Below are 26,435 nucleotides of genomic sequence, written 5' to 3'. Positions count from 1 at the left end.
TCGTGTCGCCCTTGCGGGGGCAGGAAACTGACGTGTGCTCACGCACAACTGAGTCGTGCCGGCGCCTCAGTTCTGGGAAGGCACCGACGACGTGCTACCGGCGCCCGGCTCCAGCGCGTCCAGCGCCCGCCGCAAACCGGTCAGTTTGCGTTCGAGATGCGCCGCCGTGGCGACGGCCGCCGCGTCCGCCGACTCGTCGTCGAGCTGCTTGGACAGCGCCTCGGCCTGCTCCTCGACCGCGGCGAGCCGCGCGGACAGCTCGGCGAGCAGTCCCGCCGGCTCCTTCGACTCGCCGGCCGCCGGGGCCTTGCCGCCGGTGCCGCCCTCCAACTGGAGCCGCAGCAGCGCCGCCTGCTCCCGCAGCTGGCAGTTCTTCATGTAGAGCTCGACGAAGACGGAGACCTTCGCACGCAGCACCCACGGGTCGAAGGGCTTGGAGATGTAGTCGACCGCGCCGGCCGCGTAACCACGGAACGTGTGGTGCGGGCCGTGGTTGATCGCGGTGAGGAAGATGATCGGGATGTCCCGGGTGCGCTCCCGCCGCTTGATGTGTGCGGCGGTCTCGAAGCCGTCCATGCCCGGCATCTGGACGTCCAGCAGAATGACCGCGAAGTCGTCAGTGAGCAGCGCTTTGAGCGCTTCCTCCCCGCTCGATGCCCGCACCAGTGTCTGATCGAGCGCGGAGAGGATGGCCTCCAGCGCCAGCAGATTCTCCGGCCGGTCATCGACCAGGAGGATCTTGGCCTTCTGCACCATGGCCCGCCCTCCTCGCCCCGGATGTGCACCGGGCGCCGCCCCTGAGGACGACTCCCTTTCGCCGCCCGTCCTTGTGCCGGTCATGGTAGCCGCACCCCGCCCGTCGCCACACCCTGTCACCGCGATGTCACTGTGCACGTAGCAGAAACGCAAGCGGGGACCAGAAGGTTCCCCGAATCCCGTACTTCTACACGGCTTCGAGCACACTGAGTCAGCAACTCCGCGTGAACACAGAAGGTTCCCCCGGCATCCCCGCGAAGTCCGACCCGTCCGGTCACGCGACCCTCACGCCGCCCCGACACGCACCCCTCACAATTCCCGCACCGCTTCCACGCGGCGCGCCCCGCACGGGTCCCGCGCCACGCGATCCGCGCAGGCCCCCCACGGGTCCCGCCACACGATCCGCACGGGCCCCGCGCCCCGCGGCCCCGCACCGGCCCCGTCACGCGCCCCGCATCCACTGCTCCATGACCGCGAGCAGGTGATCGGGGTCGACCGGCTTGGTCACGTAGTCGGAGGCGCCCGACTCGATCGCCTTCTCCCGGTCGCCCTTCATCGCCTTCGCGGTCAGCGCGATGATCGGCAGGCCCGCGAACTGCGGCATCCTGCGGATCGCCGTCGTCGTCGCGTACCCGTCCATCTCCGGCATCATGATGTCCATGAGCACGACCGTGACGTCGTCGTGCTGCTCCAGCACCTCGATGCCCTCGCGGCCGTTCTCGGCGTACAGCACGGACAGCCCGTGCTGTTCCAGGACGCTGGTGAGCGCGAAGACGTTGCGGATGTCGTCGTCGACGATGAGCACCTTCTCGCCGCCGAACCGGATACCGCGCCGCACCTCCGTCGCCGGGTTCTGCTCGGTCGCGGACCACCGCTCCTCGGGCCGCTGTTCCAGCTCCGGCAGGGTCCGGCGGCGGCGCCGGAACAGCGCGGCGGCACCGTTCTGCGTCTCCTGGTACGACCGCACCTCGGCCGGCGTCTCGACCTCCACCTCGGACAGCCCGTTGCTCTCCGAGGCGAGCAGCTCACCCGCCTCCAGGGCGGGCATGGGCTGCTGATAGCCCTGCGGCGGCAGTTCGCTCGGGTGCAGCGGCAAATACAGCGTGAACGTCGAGCCGCGCCCGGGCTCGCTCTGGGCGTGGATCTCGCCGCCGAGCAGCTGGGCGATCTCTCGCGAGATGGACAGCCCGAGGCCCGTACCGCCGTACTTGCGGCTGGTCGTGCCGTCCGCCTGCTTGAACGCCTCGAAGATCACCCGCATCTTGCTGGCCGCGATCCCGATCCCGGTGTCGGTGACGGAGAACGCGATCAGACCGGCGTCCGGGTCCCGGAGCGAACCGGTCTCCAGGAGCTGTTCGCGGATCGCGTTCGGCACATCCCGCCCGGCGGGCCGGATGACCAGCTCCACCGCCCCGGAGTCGGTGAACTTCACCGCGTTGGACAGCAGGTTGCGCAGCACCTGGAGCAGCCGCTGCTCGTCGGTGTGCAGCGTGGCGGGCAGCTCCGGCGACACCCGTACGGACAGGTCCAGGCCCTTCTCCGCGGTCAGCGGCCGGAAGGTGGCCTCCACGTAGTCGACGAGCTGGACCAGCGCGATGCGCGTCGGGGAGACGTCCATCTTGCCCGCCTCGACCTTCGACAGGTCGAGGATGTCGTTGATGAGCTGGAGCAGGTCGGAGCCGGCCCCGTGGATGGTCTCGGCGAACTCCACCTGCTTCGGGGTGAGGTTGGAGTCCGCGTTGTCGGCGAGCAGCTTGGCCAGGATCAGCAGCGAGTTGAGCGGCGTGCGCAGCTCGTGCGACATGTTGGCCAGGAACTCGCTCTTGTACCGCATGGACACGGCGAGTTGCTCGGCCCGCTCCTCCAGGACCTGCCGCGCCTCCTCGATCTCGGTGTTCTTGACCTCGATGTCGCGGTTCTGCTGGGCCAGCAGCTCGGCCTTCTCCTCCAGTTCGGCGTTGGACGCCTGGAGGGCCTTCTGCCGGTTCTCCAACTCGGCCGACCGCTCCCGGAGTTGCTCGGTCAGCTCCTGCGACTGCTTCAGCAGCACCTCGGTCTTGGTGTTCACGGAGATGGTGTTGACGCTGGTCGCGATCATCTCGGCGATCTGGTTGAGGAAATCCTTCTGGATCTGCGTGAAGGGAGTGAAGGAGGCCAGCTCGATCACACCGAGCACCTGGCCCTCGAACAGCACCGGAAGGACGATCACTTGCGCCGGAGGCGCCTCGCCGAGCCCGGAGGAGATCTTCAGATAGCCGCTGGGCGCGTTCTCCACGAGGATCGTGCGCTTCTCCTGCGCGGCCGTCCCGATGAGCGCCTCCCCCGGCCGGAAGGACGTCGGCATGGAGCCCATGGAGTAGCCGTACGAGCCGAGCATGCGCAGTTCGTACGAGTCCTCCTGGTCGGCGCCGGCGTCCTTGCCGTCGACCAGGGGCATCGCGAGGAAGAACGCGCCGTGCTGCGCGGAGACGACCGGCGTCAGCTCGCTCATGATCAGCGAGGCGACGTCCGCGAGGTCGCGGCGGCCCTGCATCAGCGCGGAGATGCGGGCCAGGTTGCCCTTGAGCCAGTCCTGCTCCTTGTTGGCGATCGTGGTGTCGCGCAGGTTGGCGATCATCTTGTTGATGTAGTCCTGGAGTTCCTGGATCTCCCCGGACGCGTCCACGTCGATCTTCAGGTTCAGGTCGCCACGGGTCACCGCGGTCGCCACGCGCGCGATGGCACGCACCTGCCGGGTCAGGTTCCCGGCCATCTCGTTCACGGACTCGGTGAGGTCCCGCCAGGTGCCGTCGACGTCACGCACGCGTGCCTGGCCCCCGAGCTGTCCTTCGGTGCCCACCTCGCGGGCGACCCGGGTGACCTCCTCGGCGAAGGAGGAGAGCTGGTCGACCATCGTGTTGATGGTCGTCTTCAGCTCCAGGATCTCGCCGCGCGCGTCGATGTCGATCTTCTTCGTCAGGTCACCCTTGGCGATGGCCGTGGTCACCATGGCGATGTTCCGCACCTGACCGGTCAGGTTGGACGCCATCTGGTTCACGGACTCGGTGAGGTCCTTCCAGGTACCGGCCACACCGGGCACCCGCGCCTGTCCGCCGAGGATGCCGTCCGTACCCACCTCGCGGGCCACCTTGGTGACCTGGTCGGCGAACGAACTCAGCGTCTTCACCATGGTGTTGAAGGTGTCGGCGAGCTGCGCGACCTCACCGCGCGCCTCGATCGTCACCGTCCGCGTCAGGTCGCCGTTGGCGACCGCGGACGCCACCTGGGAGATGTTCCGCACCTGCATGGTCAGGTTGTTGGCCATCAGGTTCACGTTGTCGCTGAGGTCCTTCCAGATGCCGACGACACCCGGCACATGGGCCTGGCCGCCCAGGATGCCCTCGGTGCCCACCTCGCGGGCCACCCGGGTCACCTGCTCGGCGAAGGACGACAGCTGGTCCACCATCGTGTTGACGGTGCTGACGAGTTCGAGGATCTCGCCCTTGGCGTCGACGGTGATCTTCTTCGACAGGTCGCCCTTGGCGACCGCGGTCGTGACCTCGGCGATGTTGCGCACCTGAATGGTCAGGTTGTTCGCCATGAAGTTCACGGACTGCGTGAGGTCCTTCCAGGTGCCGGAGACCCCCTGCACCTCGGCCTGGCCGCCGAGGATGCCCTCGGTACCCACCTCGCGCGCCACGCGCGTGACCTCTTCGGCGAAGGACGACAGCTGGTCGACCATCGTGTTCAGGGTGTTCTTCAGCTCCAGGATCTCGCCGCGCGCGTCCACGGTGATCTTCTGGGACAGGTCACCCCGGGCCACCGCGGTGGCGACCTGCGCGATGTTGCGCACCTGGCCGGTGAGGTTGGACGCCATGCCGTTCACGGAGTCCGTGAGGTCCCGCCACACACCGGCGACGCCGGGCACCTGCGCCTGACCGCCGAGGCGGCCCTCGGTGCCCACCTCGCGGGCCACCCGGGTCACCTGCTCCGCGAACGCGGACAGCTGGTCGACCATCGTGTTGATGGTGTTCTTCAGCTCCAGGATCTCGCCGCGCGCGTCGACGTCGATCTTCTGGGACAGGTCACCCTGGGCCACCGCGGTCGTCACCTGGGCGATCTGCCGCACCTGAGAGGTGAGGTTGCCACCCATGAAGTTGACGGAGTCGGTGAGCTCCTTCCACGTACCCGACACACCGGGTACGACGGCCTGACCGCCCAGGCGGCCCTCGGTGCCCACGTCCCGGGCCATCCGCGTCACCTGGTCCGCGAACGCCGACAGCTGGTCCACCATCGTGTTCACGGTGTTCTTCAGCTGGAGCATCTCGCCGGAGACGTCCACGGTGACCTTCTGCGACAGGTCACCGTTGGCCACGGCCGTGGTCACCTGAGCGATGTTCCTCACCTGTCCGGTGAGGTTCCGGAACGCCGTGTTGACGGAGTCCGTGAGGTCCTTCCAGGTGCCGGCGGCCCCGGGCACCTGTGCCTGACCGCCCAGCTCACCCTCGACGCCGACCTCGCGCGCCACGCGCGTGACCTCGGCACCGAACGACGACAGCTGGTCCACCATCCCGTTGACGGTGTTCTTCAGCTCCAGCATCTCGCCGGCCACGTCGACCGTGACCTTCTGCGACAGGTCACCGCTGGCCACGGCGGTCGTCACGGCCGCGATGTCCCGCACCTGGATGGTCAGGTTCCGGAAGACCGTGTTCACCGAATCGGTGAGGTCCTTCCACGTCCCCGCCGCACCCGGCACGTTCGCCTGCCCGCCGAGCTGCCCCTCGGCACCGACCTCGTTGGCCACGCGCGTGACCTCGTCCGCGAAGATCCGCAGCGTCTCGGTCATCTGGTTGATCGTGTCCGCGAGCTGGGCGACCTCGCCCCGCGCCGACACGGTCACCTTCTGCGACAGATCACCGTTGGCCACGGCCGTAGTCACCTGGGCGATCCCGCGCACCTGGGCCGTCAGATTGCCGGCCATCAGGTTCACCGAATCGGTGAGGTCCTTCCACACGCCGGCCACTCCGGGCACCTGCGCCTGACCGCCGAGCTCGCCCTCGACGCCCACCTCGCGCGCGACGCGGGTCACCTCGGAGGAGAAGGACGACAGCTGGTCCACCATCGTGTTGACAGTGTTCTTCAGCTCCAGCATCTCGCCGGCCACGTGCACGGTGACCTTGCGGGACAGATCACCCTTGGCCACGGCCGTCGTCACCAGCGCGATGTCCCGCACCTGAGCCGTCAGCCGGTACGCCATGGTGTTGACCGAATCCGTCAGGTCCTTCCAAGAACCCGACATCCCGCGCACCTTGGCCTGCCCGCCCAGCTTGCCCTCGGTGCCCACCTCGCTGGCCACGCGCGTGACCTCGTCAGTGAACGTCGACAGCTGGTCGACCAGATTGTTGACAGTCCGCCCGACCTTCAGGAACTCCCCGCGCAGCGGATGCCCGTTCCCGTCCGGCGCCTGCGTCCGCAACTCCATACGCGGCGACAGGTCACCCTCCGCGACCGCGGAGAGCACCCGGCCGACCTCGGAGACAGGTCGTACGAGATCGTCGACCAGCGCGTTGGAGGCGTCGATGGCCGTCAGCCACGACCCCTCACAGGCGCCGATTTCCAGCCGTTCTGTGAGCTTGCCCTCACGGCCCACCATCCGTCGCACCCGGGACAGCTCGCCCGTGAGATGCAGATTACGGTCGGCCACCTCGTTGTAGACCGCCGCGATCTCGGACAGCACGCCGTCGCCGGACACCGTGAGCCGCTTGCGGAAGTTCCCGTCCCGCATCGACACCAGGGCCGCCAGCAGTCGGTTCAGGGCGGCCGTGTCCACCGCGGTGGTCCCACCGCGCGGTTTGCGCTGGTTGTTCAGGGACTGTCCGCCTTTCGCGCGCGTCTTCGTGCCCCGCGTCGCTGCGCCAGACTCCACTGTGTCCCTCCCGCAGGGGTCGACCGTTACTGCTGTGCTCCGGTACTACTGCCCGACGTACCAGTTAATGCTGCTGTGCATCCGTGCCGGATATACCAGGCCGCATCACGGGCTGCTGCCCACTCGCGGCAGATGACACCCGGCCTGCCCGGACCTTCACAAGAAGCTTGCCCAGTGTTTCACCCTGGCTGAACCCGGCCATAACAGTTCGGCAGCTTCGCACATCGTCCGCACACCCTCCGGACGGAAACACTGGTGACCGGCATCCGCACGGACGGCGAAGGTAAGTAACCTTGCATGCGGCTGTCCAGCCGCACCGGTCCGTCCGGCATGGGCGGTGGCACGAGAACGAGCGGGCATCGGAGGGCGGCCGCACACATGACCACCGGAGTGATCCCCGGGGGACAGCCCCCGGACCCCCGGCCGACGGGCGGCCTGCCGCATCAGCGGCACGAGCCGGTCGGCCACGCAGCCCAGCACGTCGACAACAGGCCGAGGAGTTCAGTGATCACCGCGCGCGCGGCCGCCAGCTTCGAGCCCGTCGGGCGATCGGTCGCGAGCGCCCGCTCCTTCGTCCGCGACACACTCCAGGGCTGGGGCTTCGCGGACATCGTCGACGACGCGGTGGTCCTCACCAGCGAACTCGTGACGAACGCCGTGGTCCACGCGGGCACCGCCGCGGACGTCCTGTGTCTACGCAGCGACGACGGCGTACGGATCGAGGTCGCCGACCGCTATCCCGAACGCGAGATCCCTCTCCAGGGCCACCCCGCCACCATGGGCAGCCCCGACCGCGAGGGCGGCCGCGGACTCCAGCTGTGCGCCGCCCTGGCAGCCCGCTGGGGCGTCGACTACACGCCCACGCACAAGCAGGTCTGGTTCCAGCTCGACCTCCCCGAGCGCCCGGTGGGCACCCGCGCCGCCGGCCCGTCCCTCCCCGCCGACCTCCTCCCCCTCGCCGACGGCCGCGTCCGCGTGGCGGTCGTCCAGATCGACCGTACGGCGGCCATCACGGCCTGGAACGAGGACGCGGAGGAACTCTTCGGCTACCCGGCCGAACAGGTCACCGGCAAGCCCCTGACCGACCTCGCGGCCTGGCCGCACACCCCGGGCACCAGCACCGGCATCGCCGAGGCCCTCCAGCTCTCGCGCTGGGAAGGCAGTTACGGCATCCGCGGCGCCAACGGCCGCGTCACCCCGGTGTACGCCTCCCACCTCCGCGTCCGCGACACCGGCGGCGAGCCCTCCACGGTCTGCCTTCTGGTCCGCGACCACGAACGCGCGGTCCTCCAGACGCCGTTGCGCATCCCCGCGTCCGACGCGTCCGGCACCGCCGACGGCCAGAGCGCCGACCCCTTCGAGGTGTTCATCGGCTCCCCGGCCCCGGACGACCTCGACGGCCTCCTCCAGCGCACGGTGGAGCGCGCCCGCGACATGCTCGACGGCGACTCCGCCTTCCTGCTCCTCGCGACCGACGACGAAACGGAGTTGGAGGTCCGCGCCTCCACCGGCCTCCCCTCCGCCCGCCAGCGCTTCGCGCGCGTGCCCGTCGAAGCGGGCCCCGGCCGCTACGGCTCGGCGCGCATGCCGGCCGTCCACGACGACCTGTCGGCGGTCCCGGGCGCGGTCCCCCTCCTCAGCGGCACCGGCATGCGCTCGGTCGTCACGGTCCCCCTGAAGGTCGAGGGCCGCCTCACCGGCTCCCTGGGCGTCGCCGCCGAGGCCCCCGGCAGATACTCGAACGAAGAGGCCCTGCGCCTCCAATTCGCCGCCGACCGCATCGCGTTGGCAGTGGAATCGGCCCGCCTCGGCGAACTGGAGCGCCTGCGCCGAGGCTCTCTCAGCTTCCTGGTCGAGGCCTCCGACCTCCTCGCCGGCACCCTGGACCGCGACCAGACGCTGGCCCTGATGGCCCAGATGACGGTCCCGACCCTCGCCACCTGGTGCGCGGTCTACACGATCGCCGACCAGGCCTCGGAGCCGTACCTGTCGTACGTCCTCCACGAGGACGAGGAACTCATCGACGGCATCAAGTCGTTGCTCTCGAAGATCTCCCCGCCCGACCCGGTCCCCACCCCGGGCGCCCGCGTCTGGTCGGCGCCCGCCGAGGCGGCCCACCAGGCGGCCCTGCGCACCTCCATGCGCAGCCTCGGCCTGGGCGAGCCGATCGGCCGCCTCAGCTCAGGCATCGGCCCCACCCTGGCCACCGCGTCCGCGGTGGGCGGCGAAACAGTGGTCCTCCCCCTCGTCGCCCGCAACCGCGTCATCGGCATGCTGACCCTCGGCAAGCCCACCGACGAACACTTCCGCCAGGAAATCCTGGAACTGGCCGAGGACTTGAGCCGCAGGGCCGCCCTGGCCCTCGACAACGCCCGCCTCTACTCCGAGCGCACCGCCATCAGCCAGTCCCTCCAGCGCAGCCTCCTGCCCCCCGAGCAGCCCGCGATCGAGGGCATCGAGGTCGAGGTCATCTACCGCGCGGCCGGCGAGGGCAACGAGGTCGGTGGTGACTTCTACGACGTCTTCCCCATCCGCGACGGCGTCTACGGCTTCGCCATCGGCGACGTCTGCGGTACGGGCCCCCACGCGGCGGCGGTGACGGGCCTCGCCCGGCACGCCCTGCGCCTGCTCGCCAGGGAGGGCCTGTCGGGCCCGGCGGTCCTGGAGCGCCTCAACTCCGCGATCCTCGACGAGGGCGCCCGCAGCCGCTTCCTGACCCTCCTCTACGGCGAGATGCGCCCCCAGGAGGACGGCAGCGCCGAGATGAAGGTCGTCTGCGCCGGCCACCCCCTCCCGCTCCGCCTGCGCCAGGACGGCACGGTCGAACCGGCCGCCGAGCCGCAGCCGCTCCTGGGCGTCATCGAGGACCTGGAGCTGTACGAGCAGTCGGTCACCCTGGACCCGGGCGACGTCCTCCTCTGTGTCACGGACGGCGTCACCGAACGCCGCGAGGGCACGCGCATGCTGGGCGACGACGGCCTCACCGATGTCCTCACCACCTGCACGGGCCTGACGGCCGGCGCGGTCGCGGCCCGCGTCATGCGCGCGGTCGAGCGCTTCGCCTCGGACGCCCCGTCCGACGACATGGCGATCCTCGCGATGCGCGTCCCCGGCCTGCACAAGGACTGAAAAGGGTACGCAAAAGGCCCCGCCCGATAGGGCGGGGCCTTTCCGTTGGAGCCCCCTAACGGAATCGAACCGTTGACCTTCTCCTTACCATGGAGACGCTCTGCCGACTGAGCTAAGGGGGCCTGTTGCTTTTCCGAGGTTTCCCTCGCGGCAACGGAATAGATCATAGCCCGAACAGACCCGTGCTTCCAAACCCGATCAGAAGGCGGCCTGAAGCAGCCCGCCGAGCGCATTACACGCGCCCACGACCTTCTGCATGTCCCGCTTGGTGAGCGAGGCGTCGACGGGCAGAGCCAGCGTCTCGTCCGCCGCCAGCTCGGTCTCCCGCAAGGACACACACCGCCGGAACTCGGGCAGCCGGTGCACAGGTGTCTTCACCGGCACCCGGCACTCAACTCCCCGCCCACGCAAGGCCCGAGCAAAAGCATCCCGATCGGGCCGCCCGTTCCCGGGCACCCGCACGACGTACTGCTGATAGGTGTGCCCGTCCCCGCCATCAGGAGTCCGGACCCCCTTCAACTTCCCATCCAGATAGGCGGCCCGCTCCCGCCGCTGAGCCACCTCGTCGTACGGCGCCTCCGACTCTCCCTGCTCCAGCACCAGCAGCCCGTGCCGCTGCCCGACACCGTGCAGCGCCGAGATGTCGGCCCGCCGCCCAAACCGGTGTACGACAACCACGGCCGCGGTCCGGGGAGTTACGGCCGCCTCGACGGCAGCCACGTCGAGGCAGTACGTCACCGGGTCTATGTCGGCGAACACCGGAAGCGCACCGGCCAACACGACCGACTCGGCCACCTCGACGTTCCCGAAGGCCGGTACGACGACCTCGTCACCGACTCCGACGCCGGCGGCCCTGAGCATTGCAGCAGTACCCATGCTGCGGATGCTCCTTGCGCAACGTGAACTTCAAGTGACGCAGAACAAAAAAGGGTTGGACCCCGAACCGAAGTTCAGGATCCAACCCTTTGAAGAATTGTTCGGCGGCGTCCTACTCTCCCACAGGGTCCCCCCTGCAGTACCATCGGCGCTGTAAGGCTTAGCTTCCGGGTTCGGAATGTAACCGGGCGTTTCCCTCACGCTATGACCACCGAAACACTATGAAACTGTCAAACAATGCCGCACCATGCCGTGACCAGACATGGGGCTGTTCGTGGTTTCAGAACCAACACAGTGGACGCGAGCAACTGAGGACAAGCCCTCGGCCTATTAGTACCGGTCACCTCCACACGTTACCGTGCTTCCAGATCCGGCCTATCAACCCAGTCGTCTACTGGGAGCCTTACCCCATCAAGTGGGTGGGAATACTCATCTCGAAGCAGGCTTCCCGCTTAGATGCTTTCAGCGGTTATCCCTCCCGAACGTAGCCAACCAGCCATGCCCTTGGCAGAACAACTGGCACACCAGAGGTTCGTCCGTCCCGGTCCTCTCGTACTAGGGACAGCCCTTCTCAATATTCCTGCGCGCGCAGCGGATAGGGACCGAACTGTCTCACGACGTTCTAAACCCAGCTCGCGTACCGCTTTAATGGGCGAACAGCCCAACCCTTGGGACCGACTCCAGCCCCAGGATGCGACGAGCCGACATCGAGGTGCCAAACCATCCCGTCGATATGGACTCTTGGGGAAGATCAGCCTGTTATCCCCGGGGTACCTTTTATCCGTTGAGCGACGGCGCTTCCACAAGCCACCGCCGGATCACTAGTCCCGACTTTCGTCCCTGCTCGACCCGTCGGTCTCACAGTCAAGCTCCCTTGTGCACTTACACTCAACACCTGATTGCCAACCAGGCTGAGGGAACCTTTGGGCGCCTCCGTTACTCTTTAGGAGGCAACCGCCCCAGTTAAACTACCCATCAGACACTGTCCCTGATCCGGATCACGGACCCAGGTTAGACATCCAGCACGACCAGACTGGTATTTCAACGACGACTCCACCCGAACTGGCGTCCGAGCTTCACAGTCTCCCAGCTATCCTACACAAGCCGAACCGAACACCAATATCAAACTGTAGTAAAGGTCCCGGGGTCTTTCCGTCCTGCTGCGCGAAACGAGCATCTTTACTCGTAGTGCAATTTCACCGGGCCTATGGTTGAGACAGTCGAGAAGTCGTTACGCCATTCGTGCAGGTCGGAACTTACCCGACAAGGAATTTCGCTACCTTAGGATGGTTATAGTTACCACCGCCGTTTACTGGCGCTTAAGTTCTCAGCTTCGCAACCCCGAAAGGTCACTAACCGGTCCCCTTAACGTTCCAGCACCGGGCAGGCGTCAGTCCGTATACATCGCCTTACGGCTTCGCACGGACCTGTGTTTTTAGTAAACAGTCGCTTCTCGCTGGTCTCTGCGGCCACCCCCAGCTCGAGGAGCAAGTCCTCTCACCGGTGATGGCCCCCCTTCTCCCGAAGTTACGGGGGCATTTTGCCGAGTTCCTTAACCATAGTTCACCCGAACGCCTCGGTATTCTCTACCTGACCACCTGAGTCGGTTTAGGGTACGGGCCGCCATGAAACTCGCTAGAGGCTTTTCTCGACAGCATAGGATCATCCACTTCACCACAATCGGCTCGGCATCAGGTCTCAGACTATGTGCAGGGCGGATTTGCCTACCCTGCGTCCTACACCCTTACCCCGGGACAACCACCGCCCGGGATGGACTACCTTCCTGCGTCACCCCATCACTCACCTACTAACCGCTTGGTTCGGCGGCTCCACCACTCCCCTCAACTCCGAAGAGATCAGGGCGGCTTCACGGCCTTAGCATCACGATGCTCGATGTTTGACGCTTCACAGCGGGTACCGGAATATCAACCGGTTATCCATCGACTACGCCTGTCGGCCTCGCCTTAGGTCCCGACTTACCCTGGGCAGATCAGCTTGACCCAGGAACCCTTAGTCAATCGGCGCACACGTTTCTCACGTGTGAATCGCTACTCATGCCTGCATTCTCACTCGTCAACCGTCCACAACTCGCTTCCGCGGCTGCTTCACCCGGCAGACGACGCTCCCCTACCCATCACAGCACCCGTTGGGGCTATTGCTGCAATGACACGACTTCGGCGGTACGCTTGAGCCCCGCTACATTGTCGGCGCGGAATCACTAGACCAGTGAGCTATTACGCACTCTTTCAAGGGTGGCTGCTTCTAAGCCAACCTCCTGGTTGTCTGTGCGACTCCACATCCTTTCCCACTTAGCGTACGCTTAGGGGCCTTAGTCGATGCTCTGGGCTGTTTCCCTCTCGACCATGGAGCTTATCCCCCACAGTCTCACTGCCGCGCTCTCACTTACCGGCATTCGGAGTTTGGCTAAGGTCAGTAACCCGGTAGGGCCCATCGCCTATCCAGTGCTCTACCTCCGGCAAGAAACACACGACGCTGCACCTAAATGCATTTCGGGGAGAACCAGCTATCACGGAGTTTGATTGGCCTTTCACCCCTAACCACAGGTCATCCCCCAGGTTTTCAACCCTGGTGGGTTCGGTCCTCCACGAAGTCTTACCTCCGCTTCAACCTGCCCATGGCTAGATCACTCCGCTTCGGGTCTTGAGCGCGCTACTATACCGCCCTATTCGGACTCGCTTTCGCTACGGCTTCCCCACACGGGTTAACCTCGCAACACACCGCAAACTCGCAGGCTCATTCTTCAAAAGGCACGCAGTCACGAGAACACAGCAAGCTGTGTTCCGACGCTCCCACGGCTTGTAGGCACACGGTTTCAGGTACTATTTCACTCCGCTCCCGCGGTACTTTTCACCATTCCCTCACGGTACTATCCGCTATCGGTCACCAGGGAATATTTAGGCTTAGCGGGTGGTCCCGCCAGATTCACACGGGATTTCTCGGGCCCCGTGCTACTTGGGTGTCTCTCAAACGAGCCGCTGACGTTTCGACTACGGGGGTCTTACCCTCTACGCCGGACCTTTCGCATGTCCTTCGCCTACATCAACGGTTTCTGACTCGTCCCACGGCCGGCAGACCGTGGAAGAGAGATCCCACAACCCCGTATACGCAACCCCTGCCGGGTCTCACACGCATACGGTTTGGCCTCATCCGGTTTCGCTCGCCACTACTCCCGGAATCACGGTTGTTTTCTCTTCCTGCGGGTACTGAGATGTTTCACTTCCCCGCGTTCCCTCCACATACCCTATGTGTTCAGGTATGGGTGACAGCCCATGACGACTGCCGGGTTTCCCCATTCGGAAACCCCCGGATCAAAGCCTGGTTGACGACTCCCCGGGGACTATCGTGGCCTCCCACGTCCTTCATCGGTTCCTGGTGCCAAGGCATCCACCGTGCGCCCTTAAAAACTTGGCCACAGATGCTCGCGTCCACTGTGCAGTTCTCAAACAACGACCAGCCACCCATCACCCCGCCACACTCGGCGAGTTCACTGGGGCCGGCATCGAAGTACAGCCATACGGCCGCTACTTCAGACACCCAACAGCGTGCCCGACACCCTCGCCACTCATGATCAGCGTTCCACGCTCCGAAGAGCAGTACTGGCAGCCCGAGATGACTGAAAGTGCCGAATAATCAACGTTCCACCCATGAGCAACCAGCATCGGACATTCGCCGATGTACTGGCCTCTGGACAACCTTGCGGCTGCCTAGAAGTGCTCCTTAGAAAGGAGGTGATCCAGCCGCACCTTCCGGTACGGCTACCTTGTTACGACTTCGTCCCAATCGCTGGTCCCACCTTCGACAGCTCCCTCCCACAAGGGGTTGGGCCACCGGCTTCGGGTGTTACCGACTTTCGTGACGTGACGGGCGGTGTGTACAAGGCCCGGGAACGTATTCACCGCAGCAATGCTGATCTGCGATTACTAGCAACTCCGACTTCATGGGGTCGAGTTGCAGACCCCAATCCGAACTGAGACAGGCTTTTTGAGATTCGCTCCACCTCACGGTTTCGCAGCTCATTGTACCTGCCATTGTAGCACGTGTGCAGCCCAAGACATAAGGGGCATGATGACTTGACGTCGTCCCCACCTTCCTCCGAGTTGACCCCGGCGGTCTCCTGTGAGTCCCCATCACCCCGAAGGGCATGCTGGCAACACAGGACAAGGGTTGCGCTCGTTGCGGGACTTAACCCAACATCTCACGACACGAGCTGACGACAGCCATGCACCACCTGTACACCGACCACAAGGGGGCGACCATCTCTGGCCGTTTCCGGTGTATGTCAAGCCTTGGTAAGGTTCTTCGCGTTGCGTCGAATTAAGCCACATGCTCCGCTGCTTGTGCGGGCCCCCGTCAATTCCTTTGAGTTTTAGCCTTGCGGCCGTACTCCCCAGGCGGGGAACTTAATGCGTTAGCTGCGGCACCGACGACGTGGAATGTCGCCAACACCTAGTTCCCACCGTTTACGGCGTGGACTACCAGGGTATCTAATCCTGTTCGCTCCCCACGCTTTCGCTCCTCAGCGTCAGTAATGGCCCAGAGATCCGCCTTCGCCACCGGTGTTCCTCCTGATATCTGCGCATTTCACCGCTACACCAGGAATTCCGATCTCCCCTACCACACTCTAGCTAGCCCGTATCGAATGCAGACCCGGGGTTAAGCCCCGGGCTTTCACACCCGACGTGACAAGCCGCCTACGAGCTCTTTACGCCCAATAATTCCGGACAACGCTTGCGCCCTACGTATTACCGCGGCTGCTGGCACGTAGTTAGCCGGCGCTTCTTCTGCAGGTACCGTCACTTTCGCTTCTTCCCTGCTGAAAGAGGTTTACAACCCGAAGGCCGTCATCCCTCACGCGGCGTCGCTGCATCAGGCTTTCGCCCATTGTGCAATATTCCCCACTGCTGCCTCCCGTAGGAGTCTGGGCCGTGTCTCAGTCCCAGTGTGGCCGGTCGCCCTCTCAGGCCGGCTACCCGTCGTCGCCTTGGTGAGCCGTTACCTCACCAACAAGCTGATAGGCCGCGGGCTCATCCTTCACCGCCGGAGCTTTCAACCCCCACCCATGCGAGTGGAAGTGCTATCCGGTATTAGACCCCGTTTCCAGGGCTTGTCCCAGAGTGAAGGGCAGATTGCCCACGTGTTACTCACCCGTTCGCCACTAATCCCCACCGAAGTGGTTCATCGTTCGACTTGCATGTGTTAAGCACGCCGCCAGCGTTCGTCCTGAGCCAGGATCAAACTCTCCGTGAATGTTTTCCCGTAATCGGGATGAACACCACGAGAGCGGAACCACCGGAGGAATAATCCGGCAGTTCACAGCGTCCTCGCTGTGTTGTTTCAAAGGAACCTCGCCCCAACCGATCGGCTGGAGACGGGGTATCAACTAATCTGGCGTTGATTTTTGGCACGCTGTTGAGTTCTCAAGGAACGGACGCTTCCTTTGTACTCACCCGAGAGACTCTCTCAGGCTTTCCTCCGGGCTTTTCCCTTCGGTCTTGCGTTTCCGACTCTATCAGATCGTTTCCGGTTCTGATTTCCTCGGTGCTTTCCAGGTTTCCGCTTTCGCGTTTCCCTTTCCGGCGGTTCCGACTTTATCAGAAGTTCTGAGTCGGAATTCCCACCCGCTTCGGGGACTGGTTCCGGCACGCGAGGCGGCCGGGTTCCCGTTCGGGCGGAGCCGTAAACGTACTGGAGCGGGGCGCCTCGATGCAAATCGAGGCGCCCCGCTCCAGGTTCACGCGTACGAGGGCCGACGGACCGTCAGACCTCCACCACCACCGGGAGGATCATCGGCCTGCGGCGATACGTGTCGGAGACCCACTTGCCGAGGGTTCGCCGCACCAGCTGCTGGAGCTGATGGGGCTCGACCACGCCGTCCTGCGCCGAGCGCTCCAGGACCTCCTTGACCTTCGGGATGACGTCGGCGAACGCCGAGTCCTCGATACCCGAGCCACGGGCCTGGACATGCGGGCCACCCGTGATCTTGCCGCTCGACGAGTCGATGACGACGAAGACCGAGATGATGCCCTCGTCACCGAGGATCCTGCGGTCCTTCAGCGCCGGCTCGCCCACATCACCGACCGAGAGGCCGTCGACGTACACGTAACCCGCCTGGACCTTGCCGGAGATCTTGGCCTTGCCCGCGACCAGGTCGACGACGACGCCGTCCTCGGCGATGACGATCCGGTCGTGCGGGACGCCGGTCATGGCACCGAGCTCGGCGTTGGCCCGCAGGTGGCGCCATTCGCCGTGGACCGGCATCAGGTTCTTCGGGCGGCAGATGTTGTAGAAGTACAGCAGCTCGCCCGCGGAGGCGTGGCCCGAGACATGGACCTTGGCGTTCCCCTTGTGGACGACGTTGGCGCCCCAGCGGGTCAGGCCGTTGATCACGCGGTAGACCGCGTTCTCGTTGCCGGGGATCAGGGACGACGCCAGGATCACCGTGTCGCCGGAGACGATGCGGATCTGGTGGTCCCGGTTGGCCATGCGGGACAGGGCCGCCATCGGCTCGCCCTGTGAGCCCGTACAGACCAGGACGACCTCGCGGTCGGGAAGGTCGTCGAGCGTCTTGACGTCGACCACCAGGCCCGGCGGGACCTTCAGATAGCCCAGGTCCCTCGCGATGCCCATGTTGCGGACCATCGAGCGGCCGACGAACGCGACCCTGCGGCCGTACTCGTTGGCCGCGTCCAGGATCTGCTGGATGCGGTGGATGTGGCTGGCGAAGCTGGCCACGATGATCCGCTTGCGGGCGTTCCCGAAGACCTGGTGCAGGACGTTCGAGATGTCCCGCTCGGGCGGGACGAATCCGGGGACCTCGGCGTTCGTGGAGTCGGAGAGAAGGAGGTCGATGCCCTCCTCGCTCAGACGTGCGAACGCGTGTAGATCCGTCAGACGGTTGTCCAGCGGGAGCTGGTCCATCTTGAAGTCGCCGGTGTGGACCACCATGCCGGCGGGGGTGCGGATCGCCACGGCGAGGGCGTCGGGGATGGAGTGGTTGACCGCGACGAACTCGCAGTCGAAGGGGCCGATGCGCTCGCGGTTCCCCTCCACCACCTCAAGGGTGTACGGGCGGATGCGGTGCTCCTGGAGCTTCGCCTCGATCAGCGCGAGGGTCAGCTTGGAGCCGATCAGCGGGATGTCCGGCTTCTCGCGGAGCAGGAACGGGACGGCACCGATGTGGTCCTCGTGGCCGTGCGTGAGCACGATGCCCTCGATGTCGTCGAGGCGGTCCCTGATGGACGAGAAGTCCGGCAGGATCAGGTCGATTCCGGGCTGCTCCTCCTCGGGGAAGAGGACGCCGCAGTCGACGATCAGCAGACGGCCGCCGTACTCGAAGACCGTCATGTTTCGGCCGATCTCACCGAGACCGCCAAGTGGGGTGACGCGCAGGCCGCCCTCGGGGAGCGGCGGGGGCGGGCCGAGTTCAGGATGCGGATGACTCAAAAGACTCTCCTCACCACACGCGCCACGTACCGGCAGGGCACGTGGCGCGCATGACGTTCGTGCGTGTAGCAGTTGTCGTTGGGTAGTGCGGGCACCGGTGGCCCGCGTATTCAGTTGTGAAGTCTGTTGCGCGCCGGGGGCGCGCGAAGTCTGTTGTCAGAGCTGTACCCCGCCGGCGGCAAGATCGATCTTGAGCTGCTCGATCTCTTCCGGAGCGAGTTCCACCATGGGGGCGCGCAGCGGTCCGGCGGGCAGGCCCTGGAGGGCGAGCGCGGCCTTCGTCGTCATGACGCCCTGGGTGCGGAACATGCCGGTGTAGACCGGGAGCAGCTTCTGGTGGATCTCCGTGGCCTTCTGGACGTCGCCCGAGACGAAGGCGTCCACGAGGGCGCGCAGGTCCGGGGTGACGACATGGCCGACGACCGAGACGAAGCCGACCGCGCCCACGGAGAGGAGCGGCAGGTTCAGCATGTCGTCGCCGGAGTACCAGGCGAGGCCGGAGCGGGCGATGGCCCAGCTGGCGCGGCCGAGGTCGCCCTTGGCGTCCTTGTTGGCGACGATGCGCGGGTGCTCGGCGAGCCGGACCAGCGTCTCGGTGTTGATGGGGACGCCGCTGCGGCCGGGGATGTCGTAGAGCATGACCGGCAGCTCGGTGGCGTCGGCGATGGCCTTGAAGTGCCGGTACAGGCCCTCCTGCGGGGGCTTGTTGTAGTACGGCGTGACCACCAGGAGGCCGTGCGCGCCGGTCTGTTCGGCGGCCTTGGCCAGCTCCAGGCTGTGGTGGGTGTCGTTGGTGCCGACTCCGGCGACGACGTGGGCCCGGTCGCCGACCGCCTCCAGTACGGCTCGTACGAGGTCCGTTTTCTCCGCGTCACTGGTGGTGGGCGACTCACCGGTGGTGCCGTTGATGATCAGGCCGTCGTTGCCTGCGTCCACCAGGTGGGTGGCGAGCCGCTGTGCGCCGTCGAGGTCGAGTGCGCCGTCCGCCGTGAAGGGCGTGACCATGGCGGTGAGGACCCTCCCGAAGGGGGTCTGCGGAGTGGAGGTCGGAGCCATGGGTAACACGCTACTCGCTGCTCAAGACGTGGTCTGCCCTCGGGGGGCGTGAAAAGTCATGACAAAGGAGGAGCCCGGCACTGCCTGCTCGGGGGTTCAAGCAGTGCCGGGTCCGTTTGATCAGGCTAGATGAACTTCTCCAAATGCCGCAATACGGACACCTCGCGAGGCTGAACCGTACATCTGTGCCCGGCCGGGGAACGCGGGTGCGTTACGGCGCCACACGGCCGTTCGCATTGAAGGCGGCGTACGTGAGCGGCATGAGCTTGGCCCACTCGGCCTCCATCTTCTCGCCGACCATCTCGATCTCGCGCTGCGGGAAGGACGGGACCTTCGCCAGTTCGTGCTGGGTGCGCAGGCCGAGGAAGTGCATCAGCGAGCGGGCGTTGCACGTGGCGTACATCGAGGAGAACAGGCCGACCGGGAGGACCGCGCGGGCGACCTCGCGGGCGACGCCGGCGGTGAGCATCTCCTGGTAGGCCTCGTACGCCTGCTGGTAGGAGTCCTCCATGGTGCGGGAGACCAGCTCCTGCTGGGCCTCGGTGCCCTCCACGAAGACGTACTTGCCGGGGCGGCCCTCCTGGACGAGCTTGCGGTCGGCGCCGGGGACGTAGAAGACCGGCTCGAGCTCGCGGTAGCGGCCGGACTCCTCGTTGTACGACCAGCCCACGCGGTGCCGCATGAACTCGCGGAAGACGAAGATCGGGGCGCTGATGAAGAAGGTCATCGAGTTGTGCTCGAACGGGCTGCCGTGCCGGTCCCGCATCAGGTAGTTGATGAGGCCCTTGGAGCGCTCGGGGTCCTTCTTCAGCTCGTCCAGGGACTGCTCGCCGGCGGTGGAGACACGGGCGGCCCACAGCACGTCGGAGTCGGCCGCGCTGTGCTTCACCAGCTCGACGCTGACATCACTGCGGAAGCTGGGCTTGAGGTCGTCGACTGGGGTGTCGGTCACGGCTCGGAGGGTCCTTCCATCACTTCTCTCGGGCGGCGCCCACTCTACGGCCCGGCACTGACATCGGGGCGTTCGGTGCCGGGACGCGACATCTTCGGTGAAGTTCCTTGAATTCGGGGCATCAGGGCACCTTTTCGGGCACTCGTGCGTCTGTATCAACAACAGTCACTTATTCGAGTATTCGAGCTTCAGAGGAGCGTCTCTCCTATGTTCAGCCGGCGTGAGCCCGTCCCGTTTGCCTTCGTCGCCGAGGCCGACAGGTTCCGCAGCAATGTCACTCCCCCGGCCCGGGAGAAGTCCTCGGCCGGGCAGATAGCCGGGCGTTGGCTGCTGGGGGTCACCATCATCGCCGCGTTGGTGGGTTCCCTGGTGCTCGGGATGCCGGCGCTGACCGTCGATCACTCCGCCACGGACACCCAGCAGTCACAGGCGTCCCAAGGACACTGACTCATCCGAGCCCCCAAAGGTGGCTCGTGGGGACACTGCCGGATAGCCTCACCGGGCACAGCCCGCGCATGCATTGAGTGAGGACCAGCCGTGCCCCTGCCCTTCCTGACGGCCGACCGCGCCTTTGACACAGCCGACGACATCGCGCTGCCCTTCGACGACCGCGACCGCTGGCGGCGCCCGTACCGCCCCGGCCCCTGGCGGGTGGGTACGGCGGCGCTTCTGCTGCTGCTCGCGTCGTACGTGCTGTTCGCGGCGGTCATCATCGCCCTGACCGGCTCGGTCTCCGAGGGCGGTGTGGTCTTCGGCGCCGCGCTGGCCGTCATCGCCGTGGCGCTGCGGCTGTTGCGGGTGGGCGTGTGGGTGAGCGCGCGCGGAGTGCGCCATGTCGGGTTCTTCCGTACGCGGACCGTGCGGTGGGAGCAGGTCGTCGCCGTGCGGACGGTGCAGCAGCCGGTGCGCTGGCTGGGCCTGCCGCGGACCGATCAGGGGCAGGCGCTGACCGTCGTACGGCGTGAGCGCGCGGCGGCGGACACCTCGCCGCTGCTGACCACGCACAACGCCGACTTCCTGGGGCGGACCGAGGCGTTCGACCGGGCCGCGGACGCGGTGGAGGCGTGGGGCGCGGAGTATCAGCGGGGCTGAGTCACCGTCCGAAGGCGACGAAGACGCCGAAGGGGCCGGTCCGCGGGAGTGCGGGCCGGCCCCTTCGGCGTACGGCGTTCAGGCCTGGACGGGTTTGCCCTCGTGCAGGGCGATCGCGCGTTGCATCGCCTTGCGGGCGCGCGGGGTGTCGCGGGCGTCGTGGTAGGCGATGGCGAGGCGGAACCAGCTGCGCCAGTCGTCGGGGGCCGCCTCCGTCTCGGCCTTGCGCTTGGCGAAGACCTCGTCGGCGGAGTCGCGGTCGATCCGGCCGCCCGGCGTGCGCTTGAGCTCGTCGACGGGGAGGCCGCCCTCGGCGTCGAGTTCGGCGGCGAGCCGGTTGGCCTTGCGGACGAACTCGGTGTTCTTCCACAGGAACCACAGACCGATGACCGGCAGGATCAGCACCGCCACGCCGAAGGTGACGGTGATGAGGGTGCCGGACTGGATGAGCATGACGCCGCGGCTGCCGACCAGGACGAAGTAGAAGACCAGGACGGCGGCCGTTATGGCGTAGGACAGCTTGGCGCGCATGGTGGTGTCAGCCCAGATCCAGGAAGTTTTCCAGGCCGAAGGTCAGGCCCGGGGTCGTGACCACCTTGCGGGCGCCCAGCAGGATGCCCGGCATGAAGCTGCTGTGGTGGAGCGAGTCGTGGCGGATCGTCAGCGTCTCGCCCTCGCCGCCCAGCAGGACCTCCTGGTGGGCCAGCAGACCGCGCAGCCGGACGGAGTGGACGGGGACGCCGTCGACGTCCGCGCCGCGGGCGCCGTCCAGGGCCGTCTCGGTGGCGTCGGGGGCCTGGGCCGTGCCTGCCGCGCGGCGGGCCTCGGCGATGAGCTGGGCCGTGCGCGTGGCGGTGCCCGAGGGTGCGTCGACCTTCTTCGGGTGGTGGAGTTCGACGACCTCCACCGACTCGAAGTACGGGGCGGCGATCTGCGCGAACTTCATGTTCAGGACGGCGCCGATGGAGAAGTTGGGCGCGATGAGGACGCCCGTCTCCGGAGACGCGGCCAGCCAGCCGTTCAGCTGCGCGAGGCGCTCGTCGGTCCAGCCCGTCGTACCGACGACGGCGTGGATGCCGTGGCCGACGCAGTACTCCAGGTTGTCCATCACCGAGGCCGGCGTGGTCAGTTCGACGGCGACCTGGGCCCCGGTCTCGGCCAGGGTCTCCAGCTTGTCGCCCCGGCTCAGGGCGGCGACCAGCTCCATGTCCTCGGCCGCCTCGACGGCCTTGACCGCCTCGGAGCCGATCCGGCCCTTGGCCCCGAGGACCGCCACGCGCAGCTTGCTCATCTCTTGCTTCCTTAAGCCAGAACAGAAGGGGGTTAGGCCACGGCCTCGTGCAGTCGGGACGCCTGCTTGTCCTTGAGCGGGCCGATGACCGACAGCGAGGGCCGCTGCCCCAGGATGTCGCGGGCGACCGCGCGGACGTCGTCCGGGGTGACCGAGGCTATCCGGGTGAGCATGTCGTCGACGGACATCTGCTCGCCCCAGCACAGCTCGCTCTTGCCGATGCGGTTCATCAGCGCGCCGGTGTCCTCCAGGCCGAGGACCGTCGAACCCCGGAGCTGGCCGATGGCGCGGGCGATCTCGTCGTCGGACAGGCCGTGCTCGGCGACGTGGTCGAGTTCGTCGCGGCAGATCTTCAGCACGTCGTGGACCTGCGAGGGCCGGCAGCCGGCGTAGACGCCGAAGAGGCCGCAGTCGGCGAAGCCCGAGGTGTACGAGTACACGCTGTAGGCCAGGCCGCGCTTCTCGCGGACCTCCTGGAACAGGCGGGAGGACATGCCGCCGCCCAGGGCCGTGTTGAGGACGCCGAGGGCCCAGCGACGCTCGTCCGTGCGGGCCAGGCCCGGCATGCCGAGGACGACATGGGCCTGCTCGGTCTTGCGGCCGATCAGCTCCACGCGGCCCGCGGTGCGCAGGGCACGCCTGCCGTCGCGCGGGGCGATGGGCGTGGCGTCGGTGTTCTTGAGGGCGCCCGACTTCTCGAAGGCGGCGCGGACCTGTCGTACGACCTTGTTGTGGTCGATGTTGCCCGCGGCGGCCACGACCAGGTGGGTCGGGTCGTAGTGCTTCTTGTAGAAGCGGCGGATGCGGTCGGCGGTCAGGGCGTTGACGGTGTCGACGGTGCCGAGGACCGGGCGGCCGAGGGGGTTGTCGCCGAACATGGTGTGCGCGAACAGGTCGTGCACGCAGTCGCCCGGGTCGTCCTCGGTCATGGCGATCTCTTCGAGGATCGCGCCCCGCTCGACGTTGACGTCCTCTTCGAGGATGAGGGAGCCCGTGAGCATGTCACAGACGACGTCTATGGCGAGCGGGAGGTCGGCGTCGAGCACGCGCGCGTAGTAGCACGTGTACTCCTTCGCCGTGAACGCGTTCATCTCGCCGCCGACCGCGTCGAGGGCGGACGAGATGTCCAGCGCCGACCTGCGGGTGGTGCCCTTGAAGAGCAGGTGCTCCAGGTAGTGCGTGGCGCCGTTCAGGGACGGGGTCTCGTCGCGGGAGCCGACATGGGCCCAGATGCCGAAGGTCGCGGAGCGGACCGAGGGCAGCGTCTCGGTGACGATGCGCAGGCCGCCCGGGAGGGTGGTCTTACGGACCGTACCGATGCCGTTCTCGCCCTTGATCAGGGTTTGGGTACGGGCGACGGCCCGCGCCTCCGAGGAGGTGCGGGCCGTCGCCGTGGAGCTACTCGACGTCACTTGTCGGTGTCGTCCTTCTTGTCGTCATCCGACTCCTCGCCCTCGATCACGGGGATCAGGGAGAGCTTGCCGCGGGAGTCGATCTCGGCGATCTCGACCTGGACCTTCTGGCCCACGCCGACGACGTCCTCGACGTTCTCCACGCGCTTGCCGCCGGCGAGCTTGCGGATCTGCGAGATGTGCAGCAGACCGTCCTTGCCCGGGAGCAGCGAGACGAACGCACCGAAGGTGGTGGTCTTGACGACCGTACCCAGGTAGCGCTCGCCGACCTCCGGCATGGTCGGGTTGGCGATGCCGTTGATCGTGGCGCGGGCGGCCTCGGCGGCCGGGCCGTCGGCGGCACCGATGTAGATGGTGCCGTCGTCCTCGATCGTGATCTCGGCGCCGGTGTCCTCCTGGATCTGGTTGATCATCTTGCCCTTGGGGCCGATGACCTCACCGATCTTGTCCACGGGGATCTTGACGGTGATGATCCGCGGGGCGTTCGGGGACATCTCGTCCGGCGTGTCGATCGCTTCCATCATCACGTCGAGGATGTGGAGGCGGGCGTCACGGGCCTGCTTGAGGGCGGCGGCCAGGACGGAGGCCGGGATGCCGTCCAGCTTGGTGTCGAGCTGGAGGGCGGTGACGAACTCCTTGGTGCCGGCGACCTTGAAGTCCATGTCGCCGAAGGCGTCCTCCGCACCGAGGATGTCGGTGAGGGTGACGTAGTGCGTCTCGCCCTCGATCTCCTGGGAGATGAGGCCCATGGCGATACCGGCGACGGGGGCCTTCAGCGGCACACCGGCGTTCAGCAGCGACATGGTGGAGGCGCAGACCGAGCCCATGGACGTCGAGCCGTTGGAGCTCAGCGCCTCGGAGACCTGGCGGATCGCGTAGGGGAACTCCTCGCGGGTCGGCAGGACCGGGACCAGGGCACGCTCGGCGAGCGCGCCGTGGCCGATCTCGCGGCGCTTCGGGGAGCCGACGCGGCCGGTCTCGCCGGTGGAGTACGGCGGGAAGTTGTAGTTGTGCATGTAGCGCTTGCGGGTCACCGGGGAGAGGGTGTCCAGCTGCTGCTCCATGCGGAGCATGTTGAGGGTGGTGACGCCCAGGATCTGGGTCTCGCCACGCTCGAACAGCGCCGAGCCGTGCACGCGCGGGATGGCCTCGACCTCGGCGGCGAGCGTACGGATGTCCGTGACGCCACGGCCGTCGATGCGCTTCTTCTCCTTGATCACGCGCTCGCGGACGAGCTGCTTGGTCAGGGAGCGGTACGCGGCGGAGATCTCCTTCTCGCGGCCCTCGAACTCCGGCAGCAGCTTCTCGGCGGCGAGCGCCTTGACGCGGTCCAGCTCGGACTCGCGCTCCTGCTTGCCCGCGATGGTCAGCGCGGAGGCGAGCTCCGGGCGGACGGCGGCGGAGAGCGCCTCCAGGACGTCGTCCTGGTAGTCGAGGAAGATCGGGAACTCGCCGGTCGGCTTGGCGGCCTTGGAGGCGAGGTCGGCCTGGGCCTTGCAGAGCACCTTGATGAAGGGCTTCGCGGCTTCCAGACCGGCGGCGACGACCTCCTCGGTCGGGGCCTCGGCGCCGCCCTTGACCAGCTGGATGGTCTTCTCGGTGGCCTCGGCCTCGACCATCATGATCGCGACGTCGCCGTCCTCCAGGGTGCGGCCCGCGACGACCATGTCGAAGACGGCGTCCTCGAGCTCGGAGTGCGTCGGGAAGGCCACCCACTGGTTGTTGATCAGCGCGACGCGGACGCCGCCGATCGGGCCCGAGAAGGGCAGGCCGGCCAGCTGCGTGGACGCGGACGCGGCGTTGATCGCCACGACGTCGTACAGGTGGTCGGGGTTGAGCGCCATGATCGTGGCGACGACCTGGATCTCGTTGCGCAGGCCCTTCTTGAAGGACGGGCGCAGCGGGCGGTCGATCAGCCGGCAGGTGAGGATCGCGTCCTCGGACGGCCGGCCCTCACGGCGGAAGAAGGAACCCGGGATCTTGCCGGCGGCGTACATCCGCTCCTCGACGTCCACCGTGAGGGGGAAGAAGTCGAGCTGGTCCTTGGGGTTCTTGGAGGCGGTGGTGGCCGACAGCACCATGGTGTCGTCGTCCAGGTAGGCCACGGCGGAGCCGGCGGCCTGGCGGGCCAGGCGGCCCGTCTCGAAACGGATGGTGCGGGTGCCGAAGGAGCCGTTGTCAATGACGGCCTCGGCGTAGTGGGTCTCGTTCTCCACTAGCGTTTTCTCCTCGTCTTCGTCCCTCTCGCCCGTGTGGCGGGGGGACGGTTGCGGAGAAGCGCTCCGTTCAGTGCGGGCCGGTCTTCGATCGAAGCACCCGGGCTCACTTCCCCCGGGGGCCACTACCGAGGACCGGCGGCGGCGAGGTGCGCTTCTCCTCGTTCGTCTTGTTCTTCTTGCTTACTTCTTGTGATGCGCCATACCCCTACGGGTACGCCGTATCACGCTGTGTCGTACGTATTGCGTCGTCCTACCACACTACAAAGAGGCAGTGACACTCCGC

General features: G+C 66.6%; 13 protein-coding genes, 1 tRNA gene and 3 rRNA genes. 3 read left to right on the top strand and 14 right to left on the bottom strand.

The window, feature by feature from the left end:
- Positions 1–66: 66 nt before the first annotated feature.
- Positions 67–756 carry a response regulator gene (locus CRP56_RS31270; RefSeq protein WP_097269627.1) on the bottom strand — a complete coding sequence of 230 codons (690 nt, stop codon included), beginning with the start codon at positions 754–756 and terminating at the stop codon, positions 67–69.
- Between the two features lie 442 nt (positions 757–1,198).
- The gene (locus CRP56_RS31265; RefSeq protein ID WP_097269625.1) at positions 1,199–6,661 is read right to left on the bottom strand and encodes a HAMP domain-containing protein; all 5,463 of its coding nucleotides are present in this window, start codon (positions 6,659–6,661) and stop codon (positions 1,199–1,201) included.
- 378 nt (positions 6,662–7,039) lie between these two features.
- On the opposite strand from CRP56_RS31265, the gene CRP56_RS31255 reads away from it, so the two are divergent.
- Positions 7,040–9,790, top strand: coding sequence for a SpoIIE family protein phosphatase (locus CRP56_RS31255; RefSeq protein ID WP_097269622.1), 2,751 nt, complete (start codon positions 7,040–7,042; stop codon positions 9,788–9,790).
- 46 nt (positions 9,791–9,836) lie between these two features.
- On the opposite strand, the gene CRP56_RS31250 is transcribed toward CRP56_RS31255, so the two are convergent.
- From CRP56_RS31250 to thyX, 8 genes are all read right to left on the bottom strand, one after another.
- Positions 9,837–9,912, bottom strand: a tRNA-Thr gene (locus CRP56_RS31250).
- A 76-nt stretch (positions 9,913–9,988) separates the two neighbouring features.
- Entirely contained in the window at positions 9,989–10,651 is a 663-nt protein-coding gene (locus CRP56_RS31245) for a DegT/DnrJ/EryC1/StrS family aminotransferase (protein WP_097269621.1), read from the bottom strand.
- A gap of 114 nt (positions 10,652–10,765) precedes the next feature.
- Positions 10,766–10,882, bottom strand: a 5S ribosomal RNA gene (gene rrf, locus CRP56_RS31240).
- Between the two features lie 94 nt (positions 10,883–10,976).
- Positions 10,977–14,098: ribosomal RNA gene (locus CRP56_RS31235) — 23S ribosomal RNA — on the bottom strand.
- 310 nt (positions 14,099–14,408) lie between these two features.
- Positions 14,409–15,934: ribosomal RNA gene (locus CRP56_RS31230) — 16S ribosomal RNA — on the bottom strand.
- Together the 16S, 23S and 5S rRNA genes form the textbook arrangement of a ribosomal RNA operon.
- 510 nt (positions 15,935–16,444) lie before the next feature.
- Entirely contained in the window at positions 16,445–18,130 is a 1,686-nt protein-coding gene (locus CRP56_RS31220) for a ribonuclease J (protein WP_097269618.1), read from the bottom strand.
- Between the two features lie 156 nt (positions 18,131–18,286).
- Entirely contained in the window at positions 18,287–19,186 is a 900-nt protein-coding gene (dapA, locus tag CRP56_RS31215) for a 4-hydroxy-tetrahydrodipicolinate synthase (RefSeq protein ID WP_097269616.1), read from the bottom strand.
- Positions 19,187–19,397: 211 nt separating this feature from the next.
- Entirely contained in the window at positions 19,398–20,138 is a 741-nt protein-coding gene (gene thyX / locus CRP56_RS31210; protein ID WP_097269614.1) for an FAD-dependent thymidylate synthase, read from the bottom strand.
- Between the two features lie 207 nt (positions 20,139–20,345).
- Here thyX and CRP56_RS31205 point away from each other — a divergent pair, with 207 nt between their 5' ends.
- Both CRP56_RS31205 and CRP56_RS31200 read left to right on the top strand, forming a co-directional pair.
- The gene (locus tag CRP56_RS31205; RefSeq protein WP_097269612.1) at positions 20,346–20,585 is read left to right on the top strand and encodes a hypothetical protein; all 240 of its coding nucleotides are present in this window, start codon (positions 20,346–20,348) and stop codon (positions 20,583–20,585) included.
- Positions 20,586–20,675: 90 nt separating this feature from the next.
- Positions 20,676–21,230: a PH domain-containing protein gene (locus CRP56_RS31200; protein ID WP_097269610.1), complete on the top strand. Its 555-nt coding sequence runs from the start codon at positions 20,676–20,678 to the stop codon at positions 21,228–21,230.
- 78 nt (positions 21,231–21,308) lie between these two features.
- Here the strand turns inward: CRP56_RS31200 and CRP56_RS31195 are convergent, their stop codons facing one another.
- From CRP56_RS31195 to CRP56_RS31180, 4 genes are read right to left on the bottom strand one after another with little or no spacing between them, the layout of a single operon-like run.
- Positions 21,309–21,761, bottom strand: coding sequence for a hypothetical protein (locus CRP56_RS31195; protein WP_097269608.1), 453 nt, complete (start codon positions 21,759–21,761; stop codon positions 21,309–21,311).
- A gap of 7 nt (positions 21,762–21,768) precedes the next feature.
- Positions 21,769–22,521: a 4-hydroxy-tetrahydrodipicolinate reductase gene (dapB, locus tag CRP56_RS31190; RefSeq protein WP_097269606.1), complete on the bottom strand. Its 753-nt coding sequence runs from the start codon at positions 22,519–22,521 to the stop codon at positions 21,769–21,771.
- A gap of 32 nt (positions 22,522–22,553) precedes the next feature.
- Entirely contained in the window at positions 22,554–23,933 is a 1,380-nt protein-coding gene (locus CRP56_RS31185; protein ID WP_097269604.1) for a M16 family metallopeptidase, read from the bottom strand.
- Complete coding sequence (locus tag CRP56_RS31180) at positions 23,930–26,149, bottom strand: polyribonucleotide nucleotidyltransferase (protein WP_097269603.1); 2,220 nt, start codon at positions 26,147–26,149, stop codon at positions 23,930–23,932. The genes CRP56_RS31185 and CRP56_RS31180 overlap by 4 nt, the downstream gene beginning before the upstream one ends.
- Positions 26,150–26,435: the final 286 nt, after the last annotated feature.

The sequence above is a fragment of the Streptomyces sp. TLI_55 genome, assembly GCF_900206255.1.
Lineage (GTDB): Bacteria > Actinomycetota > Actinomycetes > Streptomycetales > Streptomycetaceae > Streptomyces > Streptomyces aquilus.
This window is presented reverse-complemented; position numbering and strand designations above follow the sequence as displayed.